The organism is Caldinitratiruptor microaerophilus, assembly GCF_025999835.1.
Lineage (GTDB): Bacteria > Bacillota > Sulfobacillia > Symbiobacteriales > ZC4RG38 > Caldinitratiruptor > Caldinitratiruptor microaerophilus.
Genome location: NZ_AP025628.1, coordinates 3,061,658 through 3,088,430 on the forward strand (window position 1 = coordinate 3,061,658; position 26,773 = coordinate 3,088,430).

Consider the following 26,773-nt stretch of genomic DNA (forward strand, 5'->3'; position numbering starts at 1 on the left):
GAGCGGCAGATGAGGCTGCGCGACCGCCTGCGCGTGCTCTTCACAGGCCGGCTCCCCGACTCGGAAGAAGGCAAACAGGTTGGCGGCATGGTGATCAGCCCAGGAGTGGCGAGGTGGCCGGAGGACGGGTACACCAACTGGGCCCGGGACGCCTACGGCAAGAACGAGCTGGTCTACGCCTGCATCCAGGAGATCGCCACGAGCGTGCCCGAAGCGCCGCTCCGAGTCTACCGTGACACGGACGCCGGCTGGGAGGAGATGCCCGACCATCCGCTGCGTCAGCTCGTCCGCCGGCCCAACCCGATCCTCAGCGAGTACGAGCTCTGGGAGCTGACCATCGTTCACCTGTACCTGGCCGGCAACGCCTACTGGGAAGTTGTGACCAGTCGGGACGGCCGGCCGCGGGAGCTGTGGCCCCTGCGGCCGGACCGGGTGCGGATCATCCCCCAGCCGGACCCGCAGGTCCACCACACCTACGCCTACGCGGTGGATGGGCGGCTGTATGACCTGGGCACGAACGTGGTCCACTTCCGGCTCCCGAACCCGCTGGACGAGTACTTTGGGCAGCCGCCGCTGCGGGCGGCCGTGCGGGCGGTGGCGGTGGACAACGAGGCCACCGAGTACGTCAAGGTGCTCCTGCAGAACGATGCCATGCCCCGGGTCATCGTGACCACCCAGCAGCGGCTGGACGAAGATACGGTGGAGCGGCTGAGGAGCCGGTGGCGGGAGCGGTACGGGCGCGAGAACCGCGGCATGCCCGCGTTCCTCCAGCAGGGCATGGACGTGAAGGTCTTGGGTCTCAACCTGCGGGACCTCGAGTTCCCGGACCTGCGGTCCATCAGCGAAACCCGGATCTGCGCCGTGTTCGGGGTGCCCCCGGTCTTGGTGGGGGCAAAAGTCGGGCTAGACCGCAGCACCTTCGCCAACTACGAGGAGGCCCGGCGGTCCTTCTGGGAGGAGACGGTCTCGCCCCTGCTTCGGCGGCTGGCCGACCGGATCAACCACAAGCTGCTGCCGATGTTCGGCAATCCAACCGGCCTGGAGGCGCGGTTCGACACCAGCGAGGTGTCGGCTCTCCAGGAATCGGTCACTCAGAAGTGGCGCCGGATCACCGACGCCGTGAAGGCGGGGTGGCTGGTAGTCGATGAGGCGCGTACCGAAGCGGGCTACGATCCGGTTCCTGGGGGGCGCGTCTTGCTGCGTCCCTCTAACGTGGTGGCTATCCCGGTTGACGAGGCGGGCGGGGGCGGCGAGGGCACGCCGGCAGCCGAACAGCCGGCGCCGGAGGATACTCCCGCGGCGGAACCGAACGGCGGCCCGCCGCCACAGGGGGAATCAGCCAAGCAACGGGACCGGCCGGTACGGTTGCTCAAGAGTCATGAGGCCATCGCCGAGTCCCGAAACCGTCTGGCCGACCGCTACGAGCGGCGCTGGCGGGAGTGGGCCCGGGAAGAGTTCCAGCAGGAGGCGCGCGACACGCTGCGCGCCTTTTCGCTTGCCGCCAAGGGCCGACGGCTCAAGGCGCTCAGCGACGAGGAGCTGGCGGCGTTCCTCACCCTGCTGGCCCAGGCCGCCATCGCATGGCGGGCCCGCATCCGGGAGACGGTCTTGGACCTGGCCTACCAGCAGCTCGCCGCAGCCGCTGACGAGGCTGCGGCCGAACTGGACGTGGCCTTCGAGCTGGACAACGAGTTCGCTCAGCGGTTCGTGGAGCAATACACGTTCCCGTTCGCCGGTGCGCTCTCGCAGGCCAGCCAGGACCGCATCCGCGAGATCATCCTGGCGGGGAAGCGGGATGGCCTCACCGTTGCAGAGATGCGGGACCGGCTGCTGGAGGAATTTGACGACTGGACCCTGAGGCGGGCGGAGATGGTGGCCAGGACCGAGACGATCCGTGCGACGAACGCCGGGGCGGTCATGGCTTACCAGCAGCTCGGCGTGGAGATGGTCGAGTGGCTGCCGGCTACCGACGCCTGCCCCTACTGCGCGCCGTTGCGCGGGCGACGATGGGCCACCGGTGGCGAGTTGTTCCGGCAGGGCGACGAGTGGCTGCCGGAGGGGATGGACCGACCGATGCGCCTGACGTACGAGCCTGTGCGCCACCCGCCGCTCCATCCGAACTGTCGGTGCACCATCGTGCCAGTGGTGTGAAGGGGGGACGAGCGTTGCCGACCCGGGGCTATCCCACGGAGTTCAAGACGGTAGCCTTCACGCTGGAGCGGTTCGACGAGTCTGCGGGCACGGTCGAGGGCTACGCCTCCACGTGGGACCGTGACGAGGACGGGGATGCGATTGTCAAGGGCGCCTTCGCCAAGACGATCAGGGAGCGGGTCCCGGCGGGCAAGGTCAAGCTGCTGGACTCGCACAAGTGGGACTCGCAGCACGTCATCGGCACCGTGACCGAGGCCCGCGAGGAGGACCGGGGCCTGTGGATCAAGGCGGCCTTCTCCGGGACGGCGGAGGCACAGGCCATCCGGCAGAAGGTGCTGGAGGGCCACCTGAACAGCTTCAGCATCGGTTTTGAGGTCATCCGGGACGAGATCAAGCGCGACCCCAACGGCCAGACCACGCGGTACATCTACGAAGTCAAGCTGTACGAGGTCAGTGTGGTCCCGTTCCCGGCCAACGAGAACGCGGTCATCTTGGCCGCGAAGTCCGTGGTCCCGTTCCAGGACCTCCCGCTGGCGGACCGCGACCGGCCCTGGGATTCGGATGCCGCCGTTCAGCGGGTTCGCCGGTGGGCCTCGAGCGACGGGTCCGGGGAGAAGGACACCATCGACTGGGGCCGGTACCGCCGGGCGTTCGTCTGGTACGATTCGGCCGATGCCGAGAACTTCGGCGCCTACAAGCTCCCCATCGCCGATGTGATTGACGGGCGTCTGTACGCGGTGCCCAGAGCCGTCTTTGCCGCGGCGGCCGCGGTCCAGGGCGCCCGGGGCGGTGTGGACGTACCGGCCGAAGATGTGCCCGCCATCCGGCGGCACCTGGCCAGGTACTACGCCAAGATGGGTGAGACGCCGCCCTGGGAGCAGGACAGCATCGACGCGCTGCTGGCCGAGCTGAAGTACGGGCGGCGCAACAGCTCTGCCGACTTTGAACGGATCGCCAACGCCATCGCGCTGCTGTTCGAGGTTCTGAACGACGACGAGAAGGCGCAGGTGCTCGAACGCCTGGCCCCGTCCGCCGGGCCGGAGGACGAGCCTCCACCCACCGACGAGGGCGAGAAGGGCGCGGCCACCGAGCCGCCGGCGTCCGTACCGGCACTCATGGCCGAGCTGGGAGTGCTCGAAGCCGAACTGGACCTGCTGGAGACGGAGGTGGCCTGACGTGGACCTGAAGGAGCTGGTCGGCCGGGCCCGGCAGCTTGTCGAGGAGGCCCGGCGGATTGTCGAGGAGTACGAAGGCAAGGACATGCCGGCAGACAAGGCGGCCGAGGTGAAGAAGCGCCTGGAGGAGGCCCGCAAGCTGAAGGAGCATGCGGACCAGCTTGCCGAGATGAAGCGGCTACAGGACTGGCTGGACGAGCCGCAGTACAAACGGCCCATGGGCGACGCGGACACCAAGGCCAGGACGCCCGAGGGCGCGGAGGACAGCAAGGGCGAGCTGACCCCGGAGCAGAAGCGCAAGCAGACCAAGGCGTTCTTCAAGGCCCTGCGCGGCGGGCTGGCCGTGCTCACCCCCGAGGAACGGGACCTGTTGAACCCGGCCCACAAGGGCTTCGAGGCCAAGGCACTGGTCGAGGACGCCACGGGCGAGATCCTGGTGCCGGAAGAGCTGGAGTCGGAGATCTACCGCAGCCTGCCCAAGATCACCGTCATCCGACCCCTGGCGACCGTCCGGCCGGTGCGGACCAACCGCGTGCGGCGCCGCTCGATGACCGAGCTGACGGTCGGCTGGGGCAAGCTCGAGACCGGCCGCCCGCTGAACGAGTCCACGCCGAACCCGAGCCAGGAGTTCCAGTACGTCGAGGACCTGTATGGGCTGGCTCGGATCGGCGAGGATGAACTGGACGACACGGACGTGAACCTCCAGGCGTTCGTGGCCGACAGCTTCGCGCGGGCCATCGCCGAGGCGGAGGATACGGCGTTCGTCGTCGGCACGGGCCACGCGAACCAGCAGCCCGAAGGTATCCTCAACGGTGCTGTGGTCCAGCGGGTATCCGCGGGCCAGACGGGCGCCATCACCACGGACGACGTGCTCAAGCTGATCTTCTCCGTCCCCACCCAGTACCGCCGCAACGGCGTGCTGATCATGCACCAGGAGACCGAACTGGCACTGCGGCTCCTCAAGGACAACAACGGCCAGTACCTCTGGCAACAGTCGCTCCAGGCCGGTCTGCCGAACACCTTTGCGGGGTACCCGGTTTACAACCAGGCCGACGTGGGGCGGATTCCGACCCAGGCGGGGCAGACCGCAGACGTGATGATCTTCGGCGACGTCCGGGCCGGATACCGCATCCTGGACCGCCAGGGCATGACCGTGAAGGTGCTGGACCAGCTGTACGCCGAGCAGGGCATGATCGGCTACCGCGTCCGGTACCGCGTCGGTGGCGGCGTCGTGCGGCCGGATGCCCTGCGAATTCTCCGGGTGACCGCGTGATGCGGGTGCGGATGTTGCGTAGCGTGGCGACGGGCCCGAGGGCGTACACCCTCGGGTCCGTTGCTGACGTGGAGGACTGGCTGGCCGTCCGGTGGCTGGAGGAAGGTGTCGCTGAACCGGTCGAGAAGGCGGCGGACGGACCGCCGGGAGTGAAAGCCAGGCTGGCCCCGCCGGAGGACAAGGGGGCCGGGGTGAGGGACGATGCCGGATCTCGTCACCTTGGAGGAGGCGAAGGAATACCTGCAAAGCCCCGTCGAGGACGACCCCCTCGTCAGCCGGCTGATTAGTCGGGCGTCCGCAGCGGTGGAGCGGTACACCGGGCGGGTCTTCATCCACACCGACCTGGCGGAGCGGCACGACGGGGGCTCGCACCTGCTGTTCCTCCGGCAACGGCCAGTCGTGGCCGTCACTCGCGTCACGGATCTGTCGACCGGCATCACCCTAGCGGCCGATGAGTACACGCTTGATGGTCTGGCTGGCCTCCTGATTCGCAACGTCGGAGAGTGGGACCGTGGCCTGCGGCGCTGGGAGGTGCAGTACACGGCGGGCTTTGGACCGACGGAAGCGGATGTGCCCGGCGACGTGAAGCAGGCGGTGCTCCACCTGGTGGCCGCTTGGTATCACCGGCGCGACCCGGGCGTGACCGCTGAGCGGATCGGCGACTACAGCCGCGACGCGGAGCCCGGTCTGCCGTCGCAGGTCCGCGAGCTCCTGGCGCCCTACGTCGAGGTGGTGGTCTGAGGTGCTGGCGGGCCTGCTGAACGAGACGGTAACCGTGGAGCGGGTAGGCCGCACCTCGGACGGCCAGGGAGGCTGGCTGGAGAGCTGGCAGGAGGTCGGGATACAGCGGGCCAGGGTTCGTCCGGCGTCGGCGCGAGAGCGGGAGGCCGGGAGGGTCACCGAGGCCCTGATCACGCACGTGGTCTACCTTCCGCCCGGCGCCGACGTTCGGCGCGGCGACCGGATCCGGCGGGCCAACGGTGAGGAGCTTACCGTCGTGGCCGTCCGCCGGCCCTCGGCTGGCCATCACCTCGAGGTGGACGCGGAGGCGACGCAACATGGCGGCTAAGGTCATCACGAGGTGGCGCCTGCCGCAATTCATGAGCCTCACGAAAGAGCACGTGCGCCGGGGCATGACGAAGGCGGTCCTGTTTGGCGAGGCGGAGGCCAAGAAGCTCGTGAGCCGCGGCAACAGGACGGGCGCGAACCCGTCGAAGCCCGGAGAGCCGCCTAAGGTTGTGACCGGCACCCTGCGGGCGAACATCGGCCACGACGTGACCGAAACGCCTCGGGAGGTCATCGGCATGGTCGGTGTCCGGAAGGGCCCGGCGGACAAGTATGCCCGGCGGCTGGAGCTGGGGTTCGTCGGTACGGTAACGGTACCGGCGCACACCCGGAAGCAAACGCACGTCTTCGGCCGGCGGTTGGCAAGCCCGATCACGGTGAAGGTCCGCTCGTATTCCTTCACGGTCTCGCAGGCGCCGAGACCCTATCTCCGGCCGACGGTGTGGAACAACAGGGCGAAGATCCTGGAGTTGATCGCGCGCGGGTGAGGGGGGTGGTGACGAGCCGTGGGCGCCGTGACGCAGGCGATCTACGATCGGCTGGCGTCCGATTCGGTGCTGGCGGCCATGCTGGCCGTGTACCGGGGGCGCCCGGCGATCTTCACTGCTCCGCCGCCCGGCGACGCCCCGTACCCGATGATCGTGACCATCGGCAACGTTACGGACGACCCCGACGACACGAAAAACAGCCGCGGGCGAGAGGTCCGGCGGGACATCGGGTGTTACACGAAGGCGACCGGCAGCATGGCGGACCTGGAGGCGGTGGCCGAACGGGTCCGCCAGCTCTTTCACCGGGCCACGTTGGCCGTGGACGGGTACCGGGTCTGGCTCTGCGAGGCCAGCGGCCCGGTGCTGGGGGAGACGGACCAGACCGTCTACGGCCTCGTGGTCACGGTGCGGCTCAGAATGCAGGAGGTGTGACGGGCGATGGCCATGAACGGTGCCCAGGTGCTCGTGCTCGTCCAGACCGGCACGGACCCGACTTCGGGGAATCCGATCTTCACCCCTGTAGGCGAACAGACCGGCCTGTCCGACGAGGCAAGCCGCGAGCTGATTGAGGCTGCGGCGAAGGGTGATGACCACCTGAAGCACCTGTACGGACGGATGTCGACCACCGTGGAGCTGGAGGCGCTGTACGTCCCGAACGACCAGGCGTTCAGAGCAATCGAGGATGCGCTGCGTAACAAGACGGAGGTCATACTGCGCCGGTCTGAGAACGGAACGGTGGTGGAGGAGGCCGCCGCCAAGGTGGAGTCCATCTCGAGGGAGTGGCCGGATGAAGACACGGCCACGATCTCCGTCACCTTTCAGCTTCAGGAGCCCTGGACGGTGGTGACGCCCTAATGCCGGCCAACCGTGAGCGTGGCGAGGTGGAACTGGCGCCTGGCTACGTCCTCCGGTACACCACGAACGCCCTCGTGAAGCTGGAGGACGCCCTGGGCAGGAGCATCACGCAGATGGGCGACGGCATGCGGGAGGCACGGGCCCTTGTGTGGGCCGGCCTGTTGCACGCTCACCCAGACCTCACCCTTGAGCAGGCCGGGGAAATCATGGATCAGGTCGGTGTCGTGGAGGCCGTGGCGAAGGCCGGGCAGGCGCTGCGCCTCGCCTTCCCGCACATCACCAGCGGCCTGGGAAAAGGGGCGGCGGAGACCGCATCGACTGGCGAGAGTTCCGCCTGAACGCCCTGCGTGCGGGGCTTCGGCCGGACGAGTTCTGGTCACTGACGCCTGCCGAAGTGGTCGAGGTGATCGAGGCCGATGCCTGGCGGTACGACCGCTGGGGGCGCACGTTGGCGGCGTTCGTGGCCAGCTTGATCAACACGCGGCCGGGCTGGCGGCGCAGGGTACGTCCCCGCGATCTGTGGCGGTCCCGGTTTCAGGCCGGGGCCGCTTCCGTGTCTCGCGAAGAGCGGCAGCGGCGGTTCGAGGAGGCGGTCCGTCTCATGGGACCGCAGGCCATCCCGGTGCGCCCGCGGCGAAAGGGGGTAGAGTGACGTGGCGCTGAGTGCGGTGCTCGGGGAGGCGCTGGTGCCGATCCGGGCCAACCTGGATACCCTGCGCGCCGACCTGCAGGAGGCCCAGCGCATGACTGAACAGGCGCTGGGCAAGTCGATGCAGGATGTGGGCAAGCGGATGCAGGACATCGGGCGGTCGCTCAGCGCCTACGTCACCCTCCCCATCGCCGGCGCCGGTGCGGCGGCCGTGAAGCTCGCCGGGGACTTCGAGTACTCGATGAACGTCCTGCGGTCGGTGTCCGGGGCCACGGCGGAGCAGATGGAGCGGCTGCGCCAGCTCGCTGTCGAGTTGGGCGCCGACGTCCGCCTGCCCGGTACCTCGGCGATTGATGCGGCCCAGGCCATGACGGAACTGGTCAAGGCCGGCCTGAGCGTGGAGCAGACCATGCGGGCTGCCCGTGGCGTGCTGGTGCTATCGGCCGCGGCGGAGATCGAGAACGCCGAGGCGGCTGAGATCGTAGCCAACGCGCTCAACGCCTTCCGCCTGAGCGGCGACAGGGCCACCCAGGTGGCCGACCTGCTGGCGAACGCGGCCAACGCCGCGTCGGGCGAGATCATCGACATGGCCTATGGCCTGCGCCAGTCGGCGGCCGTGGCCCACATGGCCGGGCAGTCCATCGAGGACACGGTGACGGCCCTTTCGCTCATGGCGAACGCCGGGATTCAGGGTGCCGACGCTGGCACTTCACTCAAGCAGATGTTCCTGAGCCTCGTCAACCCAACGAAGAAGGCCGCCGAGCTGATGAAGGAGTACGGCATCCGCGTTGTGGACGCCCGGGGCCAGCTAAAGCCGCTCCCGGCGCTGATCGAAGAGTTCTGGACGAAGCTTGGCCAGTTGCCGCCGGCCCAGCGAAACGCTGCCCTGGCGACCATCTTCGGCTCGGACGCGATCCGGGCCGCGAACATCGTCCTGATGGCCGGCCAGAAGGAATGGGAGAACATGCGGGCGGCCGTCACGCGCGCGGGCGGCGCCCAGGAAGTGGCCGCTTCCAAGATGCAGGGCTTCAAGGGCGCGATGGAGGCGTTCAAGAGCACGCTGGAGACCCTGGGCATCACACTGGGCGAACGGCTCCTGCCGCCCCTGACGGAACTGCTCAAGAGGGTGACGGAGGCCGTTGACCGGTTCGGTCAGCTCCCGGCCCCGATCCAGAACGTGGCCCTGGTGGCGGCCGGCCTGGCCGCCGCGCTGGGGCCGGCCCTCGTGGTCCTGGGAACGCTCGTGGGGGCGGTGGGCAACCTGCTGACCACCGGGCCGATGCTGGCGGCGTCGTTCGGTACGGTCGGGGCGGCTGCTCTGCCTGTGCTTGGAGTGCTGGCCGCGATCGCCGGCGCGGCGTACCTGATCTGGCAGAACTGGGGCACGGTCGGCCCTCGGCTGGCCGCGCTGTGGGAAGAAGTCCGTGCCCGTCTGCAGCCGGCCCTGGACGGCATGCGGCAGGCCATCGGCCAGGTGGTTGCCTACGTCCAGCAGCACTGGCCGCAGATTCAGGCGACCCTCCAGACCTTCCTGAACTGGGTGGGGCCCATCTTCAAGGTGGTCTGGGGCTTCGTGAAGGACACAGTGCTCTTCTACGTGGGCGCCGTGGTGAGCATCATCCAGGGCGCCGTGAACGTGATCACGGGCATCATCAAGCTCTTCGCCGCCGTCCTCAGCGGGGACTGGCGGGGGGCCTGGGAAGCGGTCAAGCAGATCGTCTACGGCGCGCTGCAAGCCCTGTGGGGCCTGTTCCAGATCTGGATCGTGGGCCGCATCGCGGGGCTGTTCAGCCGGGTGCTCAGCGGCATCCTGGGGACGGTCGGCGGGTGGGTGTCCGGCCTGTTGGGCCGGATCGGTTCGGGCATGGGCCAGGTGGTCAGCCGGATCACGGGAGCCCTGGCCCAGGCCACCAGTGGATTCAGCAGCTTCATCAGCCGGACGCTCGGGGCGCTGGGGTCGATGCTGGGGCGGGTCGCGTCCTGGGCGGCCAGCCTGGTGGGCCAGGTCGCCGGCGCCATGGGCCGCTTCGGCTCAGCCATCTCGTCGGGCGTCACGCGGGCCATCGGGTTCTTCGCCCAGTTCGTGCGCGAGTCGGTCGGCCAGATCGCCCGGATGGGCAGCACCTTGTGGTCGCTTGGGCAGAACCTGGTCCGCAGCCTGTGGCAGGGGATCAGCAGCCTGGGTTCGTGGCTCAAGAGCCAGTTGTTGAGCTGGGCCCGCCGCATCATCCCCGGACCCATCGCGAAGGCCCTGGGTATCTCCTCCCCGTCCAAGGTCATGATGGCGTACGGCCAGGAAGTGGCGCAGGGGCTGGCGCTCGGAATGGAGCGCTCCATGGCGGTGGTGGCACGCGCTGCAGCCGGTCTGGCGGCGGCAGCGGTGGCGATGCCCGCCGCCACGGCTGCCCCTGTGGCTCTGGCGCCGCAGCAGGCCGCGGGGGCCACGTCGTATACGCAGGCCGGACCGCTCATGCATATCGAGAACCTCCACGTCCGTAGTGACAGCGACATCTTTCGGCTCTCCCAGGAACTCGCGAACCTTAACCGGCACACCCTGCGGGCCCTGGGGGTGGTCCGGTGAACGGGTTCCGGTGGGGTACGGTCCACTCGTCCGACCTCGGCGTCGTGCTGCGCGACAGGAGCATCGGGCTCATCCCCGACACCCGTGACCTCGAGGTGACCATCCCGGGACGGGCGGGTGTCTACGACTACCGCACGGAGCACGACAAGCGCCGGCTCACCCTCGAGCTGCTGATCCTGGCGCCCGACAGCGGCGCCCTGGCCGAGCGCCTCCGTGCCCTCGCGGATCTCACGGACCCGACGAAGGGCTACCAGGCGCTCGTTTTCGATGACGAGCCCGAGCGAGAGTACCGGGTGAAGGTGACGGGCCAGGCGGAGGTGGAGTACGGCCACGGGTGGGCGACCGTGCAACTGTCCCTCAAGATGGCCGACCCGTTCATCTACGCGGTCACGGATACCGTGGTCCAGGCTGACCTGTTCTCTGGTTCATCCACCCAAGTGCAAAACGACGGCACCGCCCCAACGCCTGTCGTGGTGACCGTGGAAGTCGCAGGTGTCGTGGGACAACCGCTCAGCCCGGCGTCAGGCGTCGGTACCGTGTACACCGAGTCGGTGGCCCTGCTGAACCCACGGGTGAGCATCGGCGGCGTGGAGTTTGCCTGGGCGGGCCAGGTACAGGCGGGTCAGCAGCTCGTCGTGGACACCGGCGCCATGACGGTGTTGCTCGACGGGGCCAACGCCTTGGGGGGATGGTCGGGCGACTTCCCCCTGCTGCCACCCGGGCCAAACGAGGTAGGCTACCGCGACGACGTGGGAGGGCTGGCCCGCCTGACCCTGCGTTTCCGCAGGAGGTGGACGTGAGGTGGCGATGAGGACCCGGCGCGACCGGAGCGCCCAAAACGTGCCGGTGGTGGGCTGGCAGGAGGGCGCCGATATCCAGGACGTGTTGCTCTTCGGGGCCGTCCAGGTGACCGACGTGGCCACCACGGACGGCTTCGGCGTGTTCACCACCACGAAGAAGCCGCTTCTGGACGTGAGCCACGACTGGACGACCGACCAGGACGGAACGCCCCGGGAGCGCAAGATCGACGGCGCCGACATCACGGCCCGGCGCACCAGTGATAACGCGGTCCTCTACGTCGGCGAGGTGGACCCGGTTGCGGGTACCGTAACGTTGTACACCGACGAGGCGATGACTACCCGGGCGGCCAACACCACAGCGCAGGTGACATACTGGACTCCGGTTCCTGTCCGGTTCGACCAGAACGGCCAGCTTCAGGCCGTTGTCGCGGGGCCGCTCAGCGGGGCCGGCAACGTCAAGGTTGCTGTGGCCGAGTCCCTCCCGGCCGGGTCAAACAAGATTGGCAGCGTGGACATCGCCACCGCCCTGCCCGCCGGGAACAACATCGTTGGGAAGGTGATCATCCGCAACACCGCGGACGGCGGCGGTGAGGACAACTCGGTTCGTATCCGCGACTCGGCCGCCGGGAACCCCCTGACCGTCATCGCCTACAACGCAGACAGCAAGGCCATCCCCACGAACGGGTTCCCGCTGGCCGTATCGGAGCTGCCGTGGCTCTACAACGGGGACGGGACGGCCTCGAGGGTTCGGAATGCGCGCTACTTCCGGGCGGCCACGGCAACCGCGCAGGGTGTCACCACCGTCTGGACGCCGGCCGCCGGGAAGATCGTCGCCGTGCGGGGCTTCTTCCTCGCGGCCGACAGCGCTGTCACCGTGCAGTTCACTGTGGGCGGCACGCCCGTTGACCCCAAGATCCCGCTGGCCGCTGGTATCCCGGTCTCGGTGGTATTCCCCAACGTGTGGATGCCAGGCGCGGCGGGCCAGGCCATCGGCGTCAGCCTCTCGGCGGCGGCCACTGTTGGCGTACTGCTGTTTGGCACGGAGGAGTAGGCGATGCTCTACCCCGTGCTGCTCGACCCGCATGGCAAGCCAGAAGCCGTTCTGGAGAAGGCGTACGACTTCCAGGTCCGCGACCAGCTTCTCTCGGAGGACGCCGGGTTCGAGGTGCTCCAGTTCCGGCTGCCTGGGGACGACCCCAAGCAGGCGGGCCTTCAGACGGAGAAAGTCCTGCAAGTGACCGGTCGGCAGTTCGTCGTCCGCGTGGTCGAACGCGGCCGGGACGACCAGGGGCTCCTGAGCGTGTACGTGGAGGCCGAAGCCACCTGGTATGACCTCGGCTCCATGGACCCGGTGGGGCCGGGGACCTGGACTGGCGTGACGGCGCTCGCGGTGATGGCTGATGTGCTGGCCGGGACCGGATGGACGGTCGGGGACGTGGACCTCAAGCAGCCGGCCGACTTCGTGCTCGATCAGGCGGTGAGCCCCCTGGCAGCCCTCCGGCTGGTGCCGTCCACGTACGGCGGGGAGTTGTTCTTCGACACGGCGGCCCGTACGGTGCACCTGCGGGAGCGGGTCGGCGCCGACCGCGACGTGCTCTTCGCCTTGGGGAAAAACCTTCGGACCCTGGAGCGCCGGGAGGACACCCGGGATCTGGTCACACGGTTGTACCCGTACGGGGCGAACAACCTCACCATCGCCGCGGTGAACGGTGGGGTGCCGTACCTCGAGGATTACAGCTACTTCGACCAGTTCGGCCTGCCTCGCCTTACGAAGGTGGACGTGTTCCGGGACGAGCGGATCACGAACCCGTACTACCTCAAGACGAGGGGGCTTCAGGTTCTGGCGCTGCGGTCGCGGCCCCGGCTCACCCTCCGGGTGGGTGTCCTGGCCGACGTGCCCGACCTGAACCTCGGGGACCGCGTGTGGGTCTACGACCCCGAACTCGGCGTGCGTTCCCGGTTCCGTGTGTCCCAACGGACCTGGTACCCGTTGGAGCCGTGGCGGACCGAGCTGCAACTGGAGCAGCCCCTGCCGACCCTGGCCGAGGCCCTGGCCCGCCCGCCGCAGCCGGCCTCGGCCTTCTCCCTGGCTGGCGCCGTGACCGAACAAGAGATGCAGGACCTCGGGGTATTCAACTACCTGCTGAACAGCCGGGCGGAACAGGGGCTCGCCTACTGGCAGAGCATGGGGTTCACGGTTGAGGCGGGCCGGGGGGTGACCGGCTCGGCTGCTTTCCGGTGCGATGGGGCGCCCGGACAGCGGAAGGAGCTGCGGCAGGTGGTCTACCCGGCCAACCGGGACCGGTACATGCTGTCGCTTCAGGCCGACCTCTCGGGGTTGCAGCTCGGGCCCGCCGGGCGGGTGGGGGTCGAGGTCACCTTCCGGTACCGGGACGGGACGCAGGAGACGAAGTTCTACCCCATCACCTGAGGGGGGAAGCAGGCGTGAACGCCTTCACGCTGGCGCCGCAGGGCGAGGTGGAGGCCATCGAGGTGGCCATCGTGGTGGAGGACGCCACGGGCACCGCGTACTTCACCGACCTCATGCTCCAGCCGGGGGGCATCGCCACGCTGTGGCAGGGGCACCCGTCCGAGATCCCCTGGAGTTCGGAGGCGTGACGGGTGCCGTACCTTCGGTTCCTGGCAGAGCTGAGGCCCGCCCGGCCCGTGGAAAGCCTGGACGTGGCCCTGGTGGTCGAGGACGCCACCGGGGCCGCTTTCTTCACGGATGTCATGCTCCAGGACGGCGGGTTCCTGACGGGATGGCAGCCGCACACGCAGGAGGTGCTGCGCCGTGCCCGGGACGCTTCGGGCAACCCCTTGCCCGTGCGCCATTACTGCGCTGTGGGCCGGGGACCCATGATCCTCGTCCTGCCGAACCGCGGCGAGGTCACGAGCGGCCTTGATGTGACGATTCGCGCGAGCGACCCGATGCCCAGGCTGAGCTTGGCCCACGAGTTCGGCGCTCACCGCAGCACGGCCCCGGCGCCGGCGTCCGAGGCCGTGCTGGCTGCCACCACCCGCGCTGCAACGCTTGACGGACAGCAAGTCCCCGGCTGGGGCAGCCGGTTCCTCTTCGCCCCGGCGGTGGACGCGAAGTTCGAGGTGGATCCGGAGTACCGTGCCGACCTCTCGGACCCGCCGCAGACTCCACCGGCCCGGCCGCACATGCGCGTCTTCGCCAGCCTGAAGGAGTGGGTATCGGGGCCCGAGCGGTTCTGAGGAGGCGTGAGGCGTGCGCCCGCACCGGGGGCTGTTCACGTGGACGTTCATCGGCACGTACGACATGTACGACCGCCTGAACCGGTTCGCCCGCAAGCTGAGCCACGTGGGCCTGTTCAACTTCCGGGTACAGGCGGACGGCACGATCACGGGGCAGGTCCTGCCCCTGGACGAGCAGGCCCGGCTGTCCCACCCCGAGATCGAGTGGTACCTGACCGTCCGCAACGACGGGTACCGGTCAGTTTTCACCGCGCTGGTCACCGACCCGTCTGCCCGGAGCACCTTCCTGGCCGAGATCGCGCGACTGCTGGACACGTACCCCTGGGTGGCCGGGATCGACCTGGACCTCGAGCGGGGACCGAACGAGTACCGCTCCCAGACGACGGACCTTTTCCGGGCCGTGGCCGATGTGGTGCACGCCCGGGGAAAGAAGCTTCACGCCGACCTGCCACCGAAGCAGGGCGACCATTCCCCCTGGTGGGAGGAGTGGTGCGACTACGGCGCCCTGGCCAGCATCCTCGACACGTGCCTCATCATGACGTACGGCTTCGCCTGGGCCGGCTCGGCGGTGGGGCCGATCACCCCGAGGAGCTGGTTGGAGGCCACGTACGACTACGCCGTGACCCGGTTCCGGCCGGAGCAGATCTTCATGGGGCTGCCGGCGTACGGGTTCCGCTGGCGCCTGGACAAGACGCCGCAGGAACTGGGCCGCACGTACCGGGGGGTGGGGGGACCGTACCTGCCCTTCCTCGACTGGATGCAGGGCACGAACACGCACACGGACGGGCTGCACGACGGGCAGCCGGCCACCGAGACCCAGCCCCACATCGCGTGGGCGGGCATCTGGGACGAGGAGAACTGGCAGACCCGAGGCCTGTTCCACGTCTACGACGTGCTGGACGCCCGGGACTTCAGCCTGACCTCGCCGGCGGTCTCAGACGCCTGGGGCAACCGGCGTTACTTTGCCTCCTGGCGAAAGGACCGGCTGACGACGTTCGAGGGGGTGGCGGTGGACCGCGCCGGGGACAGCTACGACGACCACGAGGGCGCCGTCATCGTGGAGCCCTACGAGGAGCACTGGGCGGCCGTGGTCCACCCGCGGGTATGGCACCGGGAGGACGAGTACATCGCCACCGGCAACGGCCGCTGGGAGACTCTCTATGATCCGGTGACTGGGGAGCCGATGGGGGACGAGTGGGTCGGCCTGACCACCTTCATGCTCGACTTCGCCCCCGTGGTCCCCGGCAGCGAGACCATCTACCTCAACGGCCGGCCCACCAACGAGTACCGCCTGGACTACGACACGGGTCTTCTGACGTTCGACGAGGCCCCAGCGGAAGGCGTGGACATCACGGCCACCTACGACTACACCGAGGTGGAGGGCCGGGCGCTTTACAACCTGAACGTCGCCCAGGGCGGAACGTACGACCTGGCCCTGCTGGTCAGCTTCCCGTGGTTCGACAAGCGGCAGCTGGCGGTGGAGCTGGACGGGGAACGGTTCATCGTCGGCGGCCCCGGGGTGGTCGAGCAGTGGTACCCGCTCTTCCAGACTCCCCACTGGATCGTGGTAGCCCGCCGGGCCCTCTCGGCGGGCTATCACACGTTCCGGCTCCTGGGCACCGACCTGGGGAGTGACCCCGGGGTCCGCCTGTACCGGATCGTGCTGGCCTCGTCGGTCACGCAGGAGGTTGTGGCCGGCAGCGGTTCGGCAACGGTGCACGCGCAGCCGCTGGTGGACCGGGACGGGAACCCGGCTTACCCCTACCAGAACCGCTTCCGGGTGGCACTGGAGTGGCTCAGGCGGGCCCCGGACCCGGCCCCGATCTGGGGCACCCGCTGGACCGAGTACCCGCTTGGCGCGCTGTCGAACCCGGCCTACCGGGTGTCCGGGAACTGGCGGATCGAGGAGTACGTTCCCACAGACGTCGGCTCCGGAACAGGCAACCAGGACCCGGGGGCCGGGACCGGCGAGGGGGGCGTTGGGACCAGCGGGGGCCGGGCCCTACGGGGCCTCGGGACCCTGGACTTGGACTACGACGGCTTCACGGATCTCGTGGTCACGGCCAACGTGGTGCCGGGGGGCGGCACGGCACGCTGCGGGGTCTCGCACGCGGGCTACCGGGCGGCGCTGGAGAGCACAGGACGAGTGGTCCTCTGCGACGGCACCCGAGAGCTCGCGTCGGCGCCGGCGGCGTATGCGCCTGGAGTGCTCCGCACCCTGCGCCTGCGGCTGCGGAACGGCCTGGCCGACGTGTGGGTGGACGGGGAGCACGTCCTCGGTCCGGTGGCGGTCGCCTCTCGAACCGGCTCGACCGGGCTATTCGCGGAGGGCGGAGAGGCCCGCTTCACCGCGTTCCTGGTCGGTGACGCCCACTGGTACATGCCGATGGAGGCCATCCGGCTCCGGCGGCCGGACGGCGTGGAGGAGGTGGTGGGGCGTGTAGCGCGTACCGGGGTGGAGTGGAACGAGTGGGGTTACTTCCGGCTCCTGGACGAATCCCAGGAGGAGCTAGACACGAGGACGGAGCGGTTCTCGCTGGACTGGGATTACGCGGCCTCGCAGATCTTTGCCCTGGCTCCCGGCGCCTATCCCCTGACCGTCCGCTTCGAGGACCCTGGCGTGTGGGTGGCCCGGGTGTACCTGGGGGATGCAGACGGGTTCTCGGAGGCGCACTGGGCGGACTGGGAGACGCACCGGCGGTATGCCGACCTGGCGCACTACCGGTGGGGCCTGGCCGGGACAGGGTTTTGGGCTCTCGGGATGGAGGACCCGAAGCTCCTGCCGCACTTGCCGGACCAGACGTAGGGGGTGGCACTGGTGGAATCCTTGAACGCCCAGGTGGCCCGCCTCGACCAGCGGGTTGAGGACCTCGAGCGGTGGCAGAACCAGCAGAACGGAGCGCTGTACCGCCTCGAGGAGCGGGTCATCACCGTGGAGCGGCGGATCAACCAGCTTGGGTGGGGGATCGCCGCCACCTTGGGTGGCGTGATCCTTGACCTGCTTCTGCGCGTGAAGGGGGTGAAGTGACGTGGACGTGACCTGGTGGGGTGTGCCGGCGTCGCTCCTGGTCATGGCGGTGGTGCAGCTTGCCAAGGAGGTCGGCTTCCCACCCAGGTACGCCGGCCTCCTGTCCGCCGGGCTCGGGGTCCTGGGTGGGGTCGCGGCCTACTTCTGGGGCAACTCGCCGGCGGCGTCGGCGGCCGTCAACGGCCTCGTGGCGGGTTTGGGCGCGGCCGGTTTGTGGTCAGCGGTCAAGAACGCCGCGGAAAGGAGGCAGGAGTGACTGTGCCACTCGTCTGCATCGACCCCGGCCACGGGGGTTTGGACCCGGGAGCTTCGGGAAACGGGCTGGTGGAGAAGGAGGTGGTCCTGGACCTGGCCCTCAGGATTCGGGACCACCTCCTGGCGCAGTATGACGTGCAGGTGATGATGACGCGAGAAACCGACATTTACGTGAGTCTGGCGGACCGGTGCCGGCTGGCAAACGAGGCCGGCGCCGATTACTTTCACTCGGTTCACTGCAACGCCTTCGATGACCCGGCCGCGGAGGGCTACGAGGATTACATCCACACAAGCCTGAGCGACACGTCCCGGACGGCCCAGATCCGGGATGCGGTGCACGCCGAGATCATGGGGTTCCTGGCCCCGTACGGGGTGCAGGACCGGGGGAAGAAGAAGGCCGACTTCTACGTGCTCCGCAGGACGGTCATGTCGGCTGTCCTGACCGAGAACCTGTTCCTCACGAACGCCCAAGATGCCGCCCTGCCGCGCCAGAGTGAGTTTCGGGATCAGCTTGCGGCTGCTCACGCCCGGGGGATCGCCCGGGCGCTTGGTTTGCAGCCGAAGTCGGGCGGTACCGGGACGCCGATCCTTGGGCCGGCCCAGGTAAGCACTGAGCAGGCCCGGACGTGGGCCCGCAAACGCGGGGCCACGGCGGAGTTCGTGGGCCTGGCCGACCTGTACTGGCGGCTGGCGCCCGAGAGAGGGGGGGTGAGACCGGAAGTCGCCTTCTCGCAGGCCGCCAAAGAGACGGGGTTCGGGCACTTCGGAGGCACCGTGAAGCCCGGCTGGCACAATCCAGCCGGGCTCAAAACGTTCCGGGGCGGTGCAGACGACGACCCGGCGGCCTACCAGAAGTTCCCGTCCTGGGAGGCCGGGGTTACAGCACACCTCGACCACTTGGCGCTTTACGCCGGGGCGCCCGGGTATCCCCGAAAGGACACGCCGGATGAACGGCACTTGCCAAGCCGCTTCGGGGTGACCCGGACGGTGGAGGGCCTCGGCGGCCGGGACCGATGGGCTCCCACGCCGGATTACGGCGTGTCCATCGTCCGTGACTACCTGGCCTCACTCATGGTGACTCAGGCAGAGCCCGAGGACGAGGTGGTCCGGCTGCGCGAGCAGGTGGAGGAGCTGAAGGCGGCGCTGGCCCGGTCAGAGGTGGCGCGGATGGCGGCCGAGGAGGCGGCGAGGCTGTGCCGGGAGCGACTGCGGCAGATTGTTGATCTCGCGCGTGAAAGCGTCTGAGGAGGGTCCATCATGGGGTTCTTCACGGTTAATCGGTGCGACAAGTTTGGAGTATCTTCCGCAACGGTTCGTGACTGCACAGGCACGCAAATAGGCTATCTACGGGCGAAGGAGTTCTTCAACTTTGTCTCCGAAGGGAATATCTGCGGTAACTGGCTCGATCCAGCTAAACTGGTCTACTTTCTGAGCCAGTCGGGGTTCCGTGACGGTGTGGTCTCCGAAGGGTTGCCATACTATGCGCCGGAAACCGTGTTGCTGTATTATCTTTCCACGGTCTCCCTCGGCGGCAAAACACTCTATGTCTACGAGATTCAGAACCGCACCGAGGAAGTTTGGTTGCCAAACGGTAATTTTGCGCTGAATCTGCCCGTCGGCAGTCAAGTGGCCACGGATACTGATACGATGGGGGCCACGAAGACGTACGCATGGTTGATCAGGTACTACCGTCTTCCGGGTGGCAACTGGTCGAACCACTTCGAGGATGGCTACGGGAACGTTGCCAGTTACGGATTTGTGGACACTGGGCTGCGAACCGGTAGCGCGCCAACGACGACCAGCATAAAGACACGACTGTAACGCAAGAAAGAGGCCCGGAACGTTCCGGGCCTTTTCTTGTCTCACGGGACCCGAATCCGCGTGAGCACAGGAACAGGGTGTGGTACACCCTCTTTGGAGAAAACATTCAACCTGTAGATATATTCCTTGCCGGACTCTACACTTGTGTCGTTCCAGGCTGTCTCAGAAGCTAGAAGTTCAGTCAACAACTTGAAAGATATATCCGCCACAGCGCATGAGGCGGGGCGCTCGGGGCATGTCGCCCGGGTGATCGCGACCCGCGCGGGCATCTGCCAACCGGGCTCACATTCGCCGGCTGGTGTGCAAGGTCCGTAGTCCCAGGTAAGCCGGACGGTCTGCTGTTCAGTAAGCGTGGCCTGCAGATCCCAAATTCCAGGCATGGGTGCAGGCTCTCCAGGTGGCACTAACGGCGGGGGACTGTACCGGCGGCTGGCGTTCGATGTGGTCGAGGCTGGACTGGGAGTTGCATCACTGGTTGCAGGTGGTGGCGAAGGGGTGCTTTCGGAACTAGAGGGACCCCCGTCAGGCGCCGTGGACTTGGTATTCGGCTGCGACGGTGACAACAAGCCCGCACCGACTGCCACACCAGCAGCGAAGCTGCCCACCAGCATGGCTCCGATGATCATGGCCCTCTTGAGCGACTGGCCCACAGGGTTCGCCTCCCCGTCGCATCTGATCAGTCTCTATCGACGCTCGATGAGGGGTGAGATGTTCCAACCGAGGGGGAGGAGGTCTGTCGTGCTCATACCGCTTCTGCAGCGCGCCCGGGCGTCCATCACCGAGCTGACGGAGTGGGCTTGGCGCCTGGACTGGCATGTGTCCCGCGGCTCCCAGGCCAGCTTGCAGTCCGGCCGGTACCCGACCGTCACGTACCCTCGCCAGCGGCCGTCTGGGAGCTTGTAAACACTGCCTTCGCCTTTGGAGCGGGCCATCATCATGCCTCCAGTGCATGCTGGGTTGTCAGCATGTACAACTGGTTGGATCTGACCGGGTAATGGTGGCGTGTTGGGAGATGCTAGAAGCAGCTCTTATTGACTGGTCATTGCGCGGTCTCTACACTGAAACCAGAGGTGATGGGCCATGGCGGACAGGTACGATACCGAGTCTGCCATGTACCCCGTCCTATTCGAGTACCTGCGAGACCAGGGCCGGTTCGTCTGTATGCAGGTGCCGGTCCGGTCATACCGGGCAGACTTCGTATCGTTCCAGGTAAACTGGGATGCAGCTAGGCTGCGACTCCAGTATGGCCTCCTGGAGCCAATACACCGAGCGCCTGTGTGGAGACTTCTGCTCACGCTCCGACAGTATCCCGGAGCCGGCCTCGCGGATTTGCCAGGGCTCCTACGTCTTACTCCCGGATATGTCCGCTCGCTGCTGAATGAATTGGAGCGGTTGGAGGTATTGAGCGTAAACAGGTCCCGGGTTGACCTTCTGTACTGGCCGGATCTCCTGTTCCGAGATGCGCAGGTGGTGGAAGCCAAACTTTCGGATTGGAAGCGAGCTGTAAGGCAAGCCATGCGTTACGCATGCAGCGCTTCGCAACTATACATCGCTTTGCCACAACGGCTGGCGGACCAACTGGCAAACGATCCGCCACCTGGCCTCGCTCGATCCGGTGTAGGCATCCTGGCGGTCAATTCCGGCGTCCGAATTGCCTTGCCCTCTAGGGAATTTGGGTCCGGGAGGTACACCATCGAGCTTCACCAACTTAGCGAGTACCTGTGGTCCGAGATCCTTCATGCCCTCCGGAGGCTGAATCGGGAGGCCAAGCGCAATTCGTGGCTCCCCGTTAAGCCAGAAGACGTGCCCAGCGATCTACCGGCGGATGTCCGATGATGTCGATGTTGAGTGCGTTGGCTTGCATAAGAAGATCGCCCGTGTCTTTCACCCACTCCCTGAGCAGTAACCTGGGGTTACTGCTTCCAGCAACTTCGGTTGCCTCTCGGCCACGTGCAAAGAGGTAGTGCCGTCGGATTCCGTTAACGTCGAATGGGACTCCATGCGCGCAGACAGGACAATCGCATGGCCCCATGAGTTCTTCCGCATAGATTTGCTCAACCATTCGCGGCTCGGCTCGTACAAACCGCCGGGGCAGGTAATAGTTGTGCTGGATGCCCGAGATTTCCTCATCCCGGGTGAAGTATTCACGCCGGAGACTGGCCATATAGTTGATGCCCGATACGTAGCCAGACAGACCGAACGGGAATAGCAGGGTCGCCCAAGCAGGCCCTCGACCGAATAAGATCTCCCTAATTCCGATTTCCTGTAGCGACCGGAAGAAATTTACGACCGTCTCGTCGAGAGTGAGGTCCTGCCCCAGCTCGAAATCGGCTAGAAGCAGGTAGACGCGTTCTGGGTGATGGGGTTGCAGCAATTCCAGGGCGCCATGGAAGCCCTCGGGAGTTGCGATGGCTTGTGCCGTGATGCATAGGCTTGCATAGACCGGAGTTGTTTTCGTAATCCGGAAGAAATGAGCATACCAAGCTCGCTGAACATCAAGCTGTGCGGATGACGGGAAGTGACTCTCCTCGAGGAGGAAATAGGGAGACAGCAGCACAGAAGCGCCAAGGTTTATCTGAAGGTCTGTAAACACCTGGACTATATCCTCTGCGTTATGTATCAGGTCCAGCAAAGCCGGGATGTTACCACTGAAGTACGGCAACCGCTTATAGGTCGGTTTGTTGCGGAAGTACGGAGTACGGATCTTTGCCGTATTGGGATCAATGGCTAACTCCAATCGCTCGGTTATGCTCTGGATTCGCTTGAGAACGTTTGGATAAGCTGCGGCGATATTGGCGTCCAACATGACGCCATGGGGTCGAAAGCCTTCTGTCATGGCATCTTCTAAGAGGCCTGCGTCTGGATTATAGGGACGAACCCAAAACTGCATACAATTCGCCTCCTAAAAGATCACCTGTTAATATCGTGATTATACACTCGACCCAACCTGATAGTGCTAGCCACACTTCTCCATACGGCGCCCAACGCCGCCAGCACCATCACCGCCACCACGGCAGCACACCCGGGGCGGGCCGCCTCCGACCTTGCTGCAGCCGCGGCAGTGGTCCGTGCGGACGGCTCCCCCGCGGTCCGACTCGGCTGCCGCACCGGGATAGGCAACTCCCTGCCACTCGTGAAGCATCAGCCATTCAGGGCGGCGCAGAAAGGATCGTTAGTGCCAGCCTTGAGTTTTCCGATTGTGAGCGGCCCAGCGATGCCATCCTTCTTAAGTTCGTTTGCTTCCTGAAAAGCGATCACTGCTCGCTCGGTCTTTGGTCCGAAAACACCGTCCGGTGATCCTGGATCAAAACCATGGCTCAATAGGCACATCTGCAGGGCGATCACATCGAATCCTTCGTTCCCGCGTCGGAAAATCCGCCGACCCGCTGCGCTCTGAGCCGAAGAGGAAATCTGCTGCGACGGTGACTGGCCTCCGGGGCAGAAAGTGAAGTATCCCAGGTCGCCGCATATGTATGACCCGGTATCCGATGGGCAGCTGTGCCATCGATGGCAGCCGCTCCTGTGGGCTTCGGCGGTTCGTGGAGCGAGTACAAGGAGCAAGGTGGTGAAGATCGAGAAAGCGGTCAGAAGGACAGAACCGACCACGGCCTTTCTACTCACCATGCAAACTCTCCCCCTATCTTTCGCACCCGACTCCATCATGATCACCGTCAAACCGATGCGGATCAGCTCCCACCACGCTAAACCGCCGATAGGGCACATCCTTGCAGTCCAGGTCGGGCGGCGGAGGCGGGATGCATACCGTGGGGTAGGACGGGTCGCAGTTTCCCCGTGGCGGCGCGGTCGCCTGCGGCCTTGCGGGAGCAGGTTCCGGAGGTGCTGGTTTTGGCGGCGGAGCCCATAGCCCGATTCCGGCCTGTCGGGCCTCAGCTGCGAACTCGCGGAATAGGTCGGCATACTTCACGTCCGGCGGGTAGGTGGCCTGCTGGGCAAACCCACGGACGAGCAGGATGGCGTTGAACATACCGCTCCGGAGATCCTGCGGTGTCGGCTCGGCCGGAGGCTCTCGCAGCCACACGTACCGCAGGGCCCGGCCGTACTTGTCGGTCTCGGAGACATCTTTCTCCAGCCAGACCGTCTTGCTCTCGAGCTCGCGTTTCGTGAAGGCAGCCGCCTCCTTGCCATAGGGCTCCACCTGGGTTGTGCTCTCCGGCGTATCCACGCCGATGAGGCGGACGCGGGTGGAGGGCAGTTTGGGTCCCGAGACGTGCTCGACCTCGATGGTGTCGCCGTCGATCGCGCGGACGACCTTGGCCTGCGTATGCGATACCGCGGGCTCATGCTCAGCTGGCTCTACCTGTGATTGGACCTGTGAGGCGTCATGAGTGGGAGGGCTGGACTCCTGCGTGACGGGAGGGGTCGGTGGTAGTTGAGTCGCGCTAGGCTTGTCCACGGACGTCTCGGCCTGCACTTGCGACTGTGTTGGAACGCCAGTTACTGACGGCCCGGGGGAAAGCGAAGGCCCCAGGAAGAACATCAGGACGGAACCCGCGAGGACCCACGCCGCCTTCTTGCGGTCCGCGATCAGGTCTGGCACCTCACCTTTCACAAGGCCGACAAGACCGACGATGAATCCGATGATGCCCAGCAACGCCAGGCAGATGCCGATCGCTGGCCACAACGATCCGTCGATGAGCGCACCGCCGGCAGACAGGACTACGACGGACCCGACGAGAAAACGCGCTGCGCCCTTTCGGTCGGCGAGAAGCCCCTTGATGCCACCTACGGCCAAGCCGACCAAGCCTGTGAGGGCTCCGATCAGCCCCAGGAGAACCAAGGCTGCACCCAGCGTACCCACGTGACGTCTCCCCCCGCTCCGTTGCTCCGGCCCTGACGAGGATCAGGTCGGATCCAAGCCAAGACGTTCCGCGGCATCAGGGAACGTCGGGTCGTAGGCATAAAGCTTCTCCCAGGTTCGTCGGGCTTTCTCTTGCTCGCCGGCCTGTTCGTAACTGCGGGCCAGAACGTGATGCACGACAGCCAGTTCCTGGTCGAGCCTGAGCTTCCGGCCGATAGCTGCCCGGCAGACCTCAATAGCGGCTGTGGGGCGGTCCAGTTTCAGCAGGGCCTCCGCCCGGACGGCGGCCACGACGGGCTCGGCTGGTAGGTCGGCCAGGAGGGTCAGGGCCCACTCCGCATCGCCAGCCTCCACCGCAGCCGTTGCCGCGTGGAGGCGATCCTGTGCTCCCAAGACGCCACCCCGCTCGGCGTACGCTTTGTAGGCCGCCGCCGCGTCCGTCCAGTTCTGGAGACGGACCTCGCACCTGGCCAAGCCGAGTCGAATCTCGGGGGCGTCGATTCCAAGTTCGAGAACCTTCCCGAGATGCTGCTTGCATGCCTCCCACTTTCCAAGGCTCCAGGCCCCACGGGCGGCATGGTAAGCGGCGTAGGCCAAGCGGCCGGGACGGCGCCACACCACCATGGTGATCGCGAGCAGGACGACCCCGACAGTTGTGCCTACGGGAGGGGACCAAACGGCGATGAGGCCGATGAAGAACGCCCAGGATAGCCAGCGCCATCTGGCCAGGAGTGCGGGCATGGGAACGAAGTGGTCTTGGACCTGTGGCCGCTGACTCGGGGCGTTAGCCGGCGCCTTGGTGGGTGTCGCCCCGGTTCTGTGGCTCTTTACTGGTCGCCACCATCGGGTCGTTTGGGACCAGTACAGGCCGGTTCCGGGGATGCCAACGGACTTGGTAATTCCCCGGGTGCTGACACCAAGCCGGAAGCCCTTCACACCACCGGAGATGCCGATGGAACGCTTCCCCAGGTTCAGCCGTACACCTTTCCCGAGGCTAAGACTCTTCCGAAATCGAAAGCCCATGACGGTCCGCTCCCATTAGTACTCAGGTGAATCTTCCGGTACTACGGTCTTGGCAAATCGTGGATACGCGGTTCCCTCGCTCCATATGGGTACGAGGTCGTCACCCCGATACCCTGGCGAAGAAAACTGGCCGATAACCTCGGTAGATCATCGCCAGGCTCGCCCATTACCATATCCCTTGCTGCTGGCCGCACGGCAGGCCTGCCTCAACACAGTTAAACCGACCGCTTTAGAACGGTGAATCCGGGGGCAACGCGAGTCCCCCTCTGATTGTACCTGACTGTTGACTCCACACGGAATACTCGCTGAGGTGAGACAGGTAGAGGACGGTGGTATCTCTCGACCGACAGCTTATCCGCGTCCTTGCCGAGCTGTGTCGCGGCTTCCCCCCCGGGAGATACCCTGAGGGTAGCGCTTTTCATCTGCCTCGAGTTGGATTCGGTGGGAACCCACCAGCGCGGTATCGAATATCCGGGCAGGTGCACGCAAACCGCGCCTGCCACATGGCGAGCGTACAGTGACGACGTACCCTTCGCCGTCGTACCGCCCTTGGTATCCGCCACATCCGCGCCGCTAGACCCCACCCGGGGCGAAGTGCCATTGCAGCCACCTCCTACCTGGGAATACGTGGGGGCCGAGCCGGGGTTCGCGGCGCGCGGTTTCAAGCCCGGTTTCAGGCGGCGACCCTCGCGGCGTCTTGACAATAGTCAAGTCCGAATGTGGCACCCCGTCGGACCGGCGGTCCCTCGCCAACACGATTGCGGACATGTGGCGGTACGGCTTTCAGTGGCCGCCAAGGAGGTAGCGGTATGTACCACACCATCTCCCTGACCGCAAAAGTCGGTTCTCTCGCGGCCGACCCGGACCTGGGGGTGCGTTTACTTGAGGAGCTAGAGCGGCTCGAGGCAGCAGGAGTGATCGCTGCGCCGGTGACGGCTCAGGGGATGCGGGACGGAACAGTGAGCGCCACGGTGTGCGTGGACGGGGCCGCGTCCGCGATGGATGCGTTGAGACAGGCGCAGGACGCATTTGCATCGGCTCTTCTGGCCGCCACAGGAGGCACGGTGAGACAGCCGGTGTATTCGGAGATCCGGGTTGTGGAAGAGCGGGAGGAGGCGGCGACAATCGCATGACCGAGGAGATCGTGTCGGGTGCGGAGATCGCGCGCCGGCTCGGGGTCTCCCGGGAGCGAGTGCGTCAGTGGGCATCGGAACCGAGGTATCACTTCCCGGCCGCCCGTGGCCGGATCGGGCCGGCGAAGACGTGGGTATGGGACGAGGTGCGCCGGTGGGCAACCGAACACGGGTACCTGAAACCGAGAGAGCTGGCTGAAGCGTAACGATCCACCGGGGTGACGCCCCGGGGTTCGCCCTTTCACTCCGGCCGCTCGTAATGCTTGCCCCTAGGATTGGGCCGCCACGTCGAGTCGGCGGGAATCCACCAGCGCGGTTTCGGGTATCCGGGCAGGTGCACACGGACCGCGCCTGGCACATTACCGGCTGCGGCAGCCTGGGTCCCTGACTTGAGACTGATGCCGTGCGCCCGGCAGTACTCGCTCAACGGAATGT

The 26,773-nt window shown here is 66.5% G+C and carries 27 protein-coding genes and 1 pseudogene; 23 read left to right on the top strand and 5 right to left on the bottom strand.

Annotated features, from left to right (window positions below):
• The first annotated feature begins 9 nt into the window (after positions 1-9).
• The 21 genes from caldi_RS14870 (at position 10) to caldi_RS14970 (ending at position 19,363) form a co-directional block, all read left to right on the top strand.
• The gene (locus caldi_RS14870) at positions 10-2,151 is read left to right on the top strand and encodes a phage portal protein (RefSeq protein ID WP_264842549.1); all 2,142 of its coding nucleotides are present in this window, start codon (positions 10-12) and stop codon (positions 2,149-2,151) included.
• 14 nt (positions 2,152-2,165) lie between these two features.
• Entirely contained in the window at positions 2,166-3,326 is a 1,161-nt protein-coding gene (locus tag caldi_RS14875) for an HK97 family phage prohead protease (protein ID WP_264842550.1), read from the top strand.
• Between the two features lies 1 nt (position 3,327).
• Entirely contained in the window at positions 3,328-4,599 is a 1,272-nt protein-coding gene (locus caldi_RS14880) for a phage major capsid protein (RefSeq protein ID WP_264842551.1), read from the top strand.
• Between the two features lie 201 nt (positions 4,600-4,800).
• A complete protein-coding gene (locus caldi_RS14885) occupies positions 4,801-5,340 on the top strand; it encodes a head-tail connector protein (protein ID WP_264842552.1) in 540 nt (179 codons plus the stop codon).
• A gap of 1 nt (position 5,341) precedes the next feature.
• Positions 5,342-5,668 carry a head-tail adaptor protein gene (locus caldi_RS14890; RefSeq protein WP_264842553.1) on the top strand — a complete coding sequence of 109 codons (327 nt, stop codon included), beginning with the start codon at positions 5,342-5,344 and terminating at the stop codon, positions 5,666-5,668.
• A complete protein-coding gene (locus caldi_RS14895) occupies positions 5,658-6,152 on the top strand; it encodes a hypothetical protein (RefSeq protein WP_264842554.1) in 495 nt (164 codons plus the stop codon). Before caldi_RS14890 ends, caldi_RS14895 begins: the two co-directional genes overlap by 11 nt.
• An 18-nt stretch (positions 6,153-6,170) precedes the next feature.
• Entirely contained in the window at positions 6,171-6,584 is a 414-nt protein-coding gene (locus caldi_RS14900; protein WP_264842555.1) for a DUF3168 domain-containing protein, read from the top strand.
• 6 nt (positions 6,585-6,590) lie between these two features.
• Positions 6,591-7,007, top strand: a complete 417-nt coding sequence (locus tag caldi_RS14905) for a phage tail protein (RefSeq protein ID WP_264842556.1) — start codon at positions 6,591-6,593, stop codon at positions 7,005-7,007.
• Entirely contained in the window at positions 7,007-7,345 is a 339-nt protein-coding gene (locus tag caldi_RS14910; RefSeq protein WP_264842557.1) for a hypothetical protein, read from the top strand. Before caldi_RS14905 ends, caldi_RS14910 begins: the two co-directional genes overlap by 1 nt.
• Before the next feature lie 65 nt (positions 7,346-7,410).
• On the top strand, positions 7,411-7,659 hold the full coding sequence (locus caldi_RS14915; protein WP_264842558.1) for a hypothetical protein: 249 nt from the start codon (positions 7,411-7,413) through the stop codon (positions 7,657-7,659).
• 1 nt (position 7,660) lies between these two features.
• Entirely contained in the window at positions 7,661-10,237 is a 2,577-nt protein-coding gene (locus caldi_RS14920) for a phage tail tape measure protein (RefSeq protein WP_264842559.1), read from the top strand.
• On the top strand, positions 10,234-11,037 hold the full coding sequence (locus caldi_RS14925) for a distal tail protein Dit (protein ID WP_264842560.1): 804 nt from the start codon (positions 10,234-10,236) through the stop codon (positions 11,035-11,037). Before caldi_RS14920 ends, caldi_RS14925 begins: the two co-directional genes overlap by 4 nt.
• Position 11,038: 1 nt before the next feature.
• On the top strand, positions 11,039-12,088 hold the full coding sequence (locus tag caldi_RS14930) for a hypothetical protein (RefSeq protein ID WP_264842561.1): 1,050 nt from the start codon (positions 11,039-11,041) through the stop codon (positions 12,086-12,088).
• 3 nt (positions 12,089-12,091) lie between these two features.
• Complete coding sequence (locus tag caldi_RS14935; protein ID WP_264842562.1) at positions 12,092-13,468, top strand: phage tail protein; 1,377 nt, start codon at positions 12,092-12,094, stop codon at positions 13,466-13,468.
• Between the two features lie 14 nt (positions 13,469-13,482).
• Complete coding sequence (locus caldi_RS14940) at positions 13,483-13,656, top strand: hypothetical protein (RefSeq protein ID WP_264842563.1); 174 nt, start codon at positions 13,483-13,485, stop codon at positions 13,654-13,656.
• 3 nt (positions 13,657-13,659) lie between these two features.
• On the top strand, positions 13,660-14,259 hold the full coding sequence (locus tag caldi_RS14945; RefSeq protein ID WP_264842564.1) for a hypothetical protein: 600 nt from the start codon (positions 13,660-13,662) through the stop codon (positions 14,257-14,259).
• A 13-nt stretch (positions 14,260-14,272) separates the two neighbouring features.
• Positions 14,273-17,065, top strand: coding sequence for a glycosyl hydrolase family 18 protein (locus caldi_RS14950; protein WP_264842565.1), 2,793 nt, complete (start codon positions 14,273-14,275; stop codon positions 17,063-17,065).
• 12 nt (positions 17,066-17,077) lie between these two features.
• Positions 17,078-17,287 carry a hypothetical protein gene (locus caldi_RS14955; protein ID WP_264842566.1) on the top strand — a complete coding sequence of 70 codons (210 nt, stop codon included), beginning with the start codon at positions 17,078-17,080 and terminating at the stop codon, positions 17,285-17,287.
• A gap of 1 nt (position 17,288) precedes the next feature.
• Positions 17,289-17,543, top strand: coding sequence for a hypothetical protein (locus tag caldi_RS14960; protein WP_264842567.1), 255 nt, complete (start codon positions 17,289-17,291; stop codon positions 17,541-17,543).
• 2 nt (positions 17,544-17,545) lie between these two features.
• Positions 17,546-18,787 (top strand): N-acetylmuramoyl-L-alanine amidase, encoded by a 1,242-nt coding sequence (locus tag caldi_RS14965; RefSeq protein WP_264842568.1) that lies wholly within the window; start codon positions 17,546-17,548, stop codon positions 18,785-18,787.
• 12 nt (positions 18,788-18,799) lie between these two features.
• Positions 18,800-19,363, top strand: coding sequence for a hypothetical protein (locus tag caldi_RS14970; RefSeq protein WP_264842569.1), 564 nt, complete (start codon positions 18,800-18,802; stop codon positions 19,361-19,363).
• A gap of 1,789 nt (positions 19,364-21,152) precedes the next feature.
• On the opposite strand, the gene caldi_RS14975 is transcribed toward caldi_RS14970, so the two are convergent.
• The 5 genes and pseudogenes from caldi_RS14975 to caldi_RS14995 all read right to left on the bottom strand — a co-directional run.
• The gene (locus caldi_RS14975) at positions 21,153-22,253 is read right to left on the bottom strand and encodes a hypothetical protein (RefSeq protein WP_264842570.1); all 1,101 of its coding nucleotides are present in this window, start codon (positions 22,251-22,253) and stop codon (positions 21,153-21,155) included.
• 251 nt (positions 22,254-22,504) lie between these two features.
• Positions 22,505-22,708, bottom strand: coding sequence for a peptidoglycan-binding domain-containing protein (locus caldi_RS14980; protein WP_264842571.1), 204 nt, complete (start codon positions 22,706-22,708; stop codon positions 22,505-22,507).
• Positions 22,709-23,000: 292 nt separating this feature from the next.
• Positions 23,001-24,182, bottom strand: coding sequence for a thermonuclease family protein (locus caldi_RS14985; protein WP_264842572.1), 1,182 nt, complete (start codon positions 24,180-24,182; stop codon positions 23,001-23,003).
• Positions 24,183-24,224: 42 nt separating this feature from the next.
• The gene (locus caldi_RS14990; RefSeq protein WP_264844845.1) at positions 24,225-24,923 is read right to left on the bottom strand and encodes a tetratricopeptide repeat protein; all 699 of its coding nucleotides are present in this window, start codon (positions 24,921-24,923) and stop codon (positions 24,225-24,227) included.
• Positions 24,924-25,052: 129 nt separating this feature from the next.
• A pseudogene (locus caldi_RS14995) lies at positions 25,053-25,205 on the bottom strand (DUF4236 domain-containing protein); the annotation flags it as partial.
• Positions 25,206-26,014: 809 nt separating this feature from the next.
• Between caldi_RS14995 and caldi_RS15000 the strand changes: the two are divergent.
• Positions 26,015-26,338 (top strand): hypothetical protein, encoded by a 324-nt coding sequence (locus caldi_RS15000; protein ID WP_264842573.1) that lies wholly within the window; start codon positions 26,015-26,017, stop codon positions 26,336-26,338.
• Complete coding sequence (locus tag caldi_RS15005; protein ID WP_264842574.1) at positions 26,335-26,544, top strand: hypothetical protein; 210 nt, start codon at positions 26,335-26,337, stop codon at positions 26,542-26,544. Before caldi_RS15000 ends, caldi_RS15005 begins: the two co-directional genes overlap by 4 nt.
• The last annotated feature ends 229 nt before the right edge of the window (positions 26,545-26,773 follow it).

Excerpts from the sequence above, each read along its gene's own strand:
- caldi_RS15000 (WP_264842573.1), top strand. The coding sequence starts at position 26,015 with ATGTACCACACCATCTCCCTGACCGCAAAAGTCGGTTCTCTCGCGGCC.
- caldi_RS14935 (WP_264842562.1), top strand. The coding sequence starts at position 12,092 with ATGCTCTACCCCGTGCTGCTCGACCCGCATGGCAAGCCAGAAGCCGTT.
- caldi_RS14990 (WP_264844845.1), bottom strand. The coding sequence starts at position 24,923 with ATGCCCGCACTCCTGGCCAGATGGCGCTGGCTATCCTGGGCGTTCTTC.
- caldi_RS14895 (WP_264842554.1), top strand. The coding sequence starts at position 5,658 with ATGGCGGCTAAGGTCATCACGAGGTGGCGCCTGCCGCAATTCATGAGC.
- caldi_RS14870 (WP_264842549.1), top strand. The coding sequence starts at position 10 with ATGAGGCTGCGCGACCGCCTGCGCGTGCTCTTCACAGGCCGGCTCCCC.
- caldi_RS14975 (WP_264842570.1), bottom strand. The coding sequence starts at position 22,253 with ATGCAGTTTTGGGTTCGTCCCTATAATCCAGACGCAGGCCTCTTAGAA.
- caldi_RS14905 (WP_264842556.1), top strand. The coding sequence starts at position 6,591 with ATGGCCATGAACGGTGCCCAGGTGCTCGTGCTCGTCCAGACCGGCACG.
- caldi_RS14910 (WP_264842557.1), top strand. The coding sequence starts at position 7,007 with ATGCCGGCCAACCGTGAGCGTGGCGAGGTGGAACTGGCGCCTGGCTAC.
- caldi_RS14970 (WP_264842569.1), top strand. The coding sequence starts at position 18,800 with ATGGGGTTCTTCACGGTTAATCGGTGCGACAAGTTTGGAGTATCTTCC.
- caldi_RS15005 (WP_264842574.1), top strand. The coding sequence starts at position 26,335 with ATGACCGAGGAGATCGTGTCGGGTGCGGAGATCGCGCGCCGGCTCGGG.
- caldi_RS14885 (WP_264842552.1), top strand. The coding sequence starts at position 4,801 with ATGCCGGATCTCGTCACCTTGGAGGAGGCGAAGGAATACCTGCAAAGC.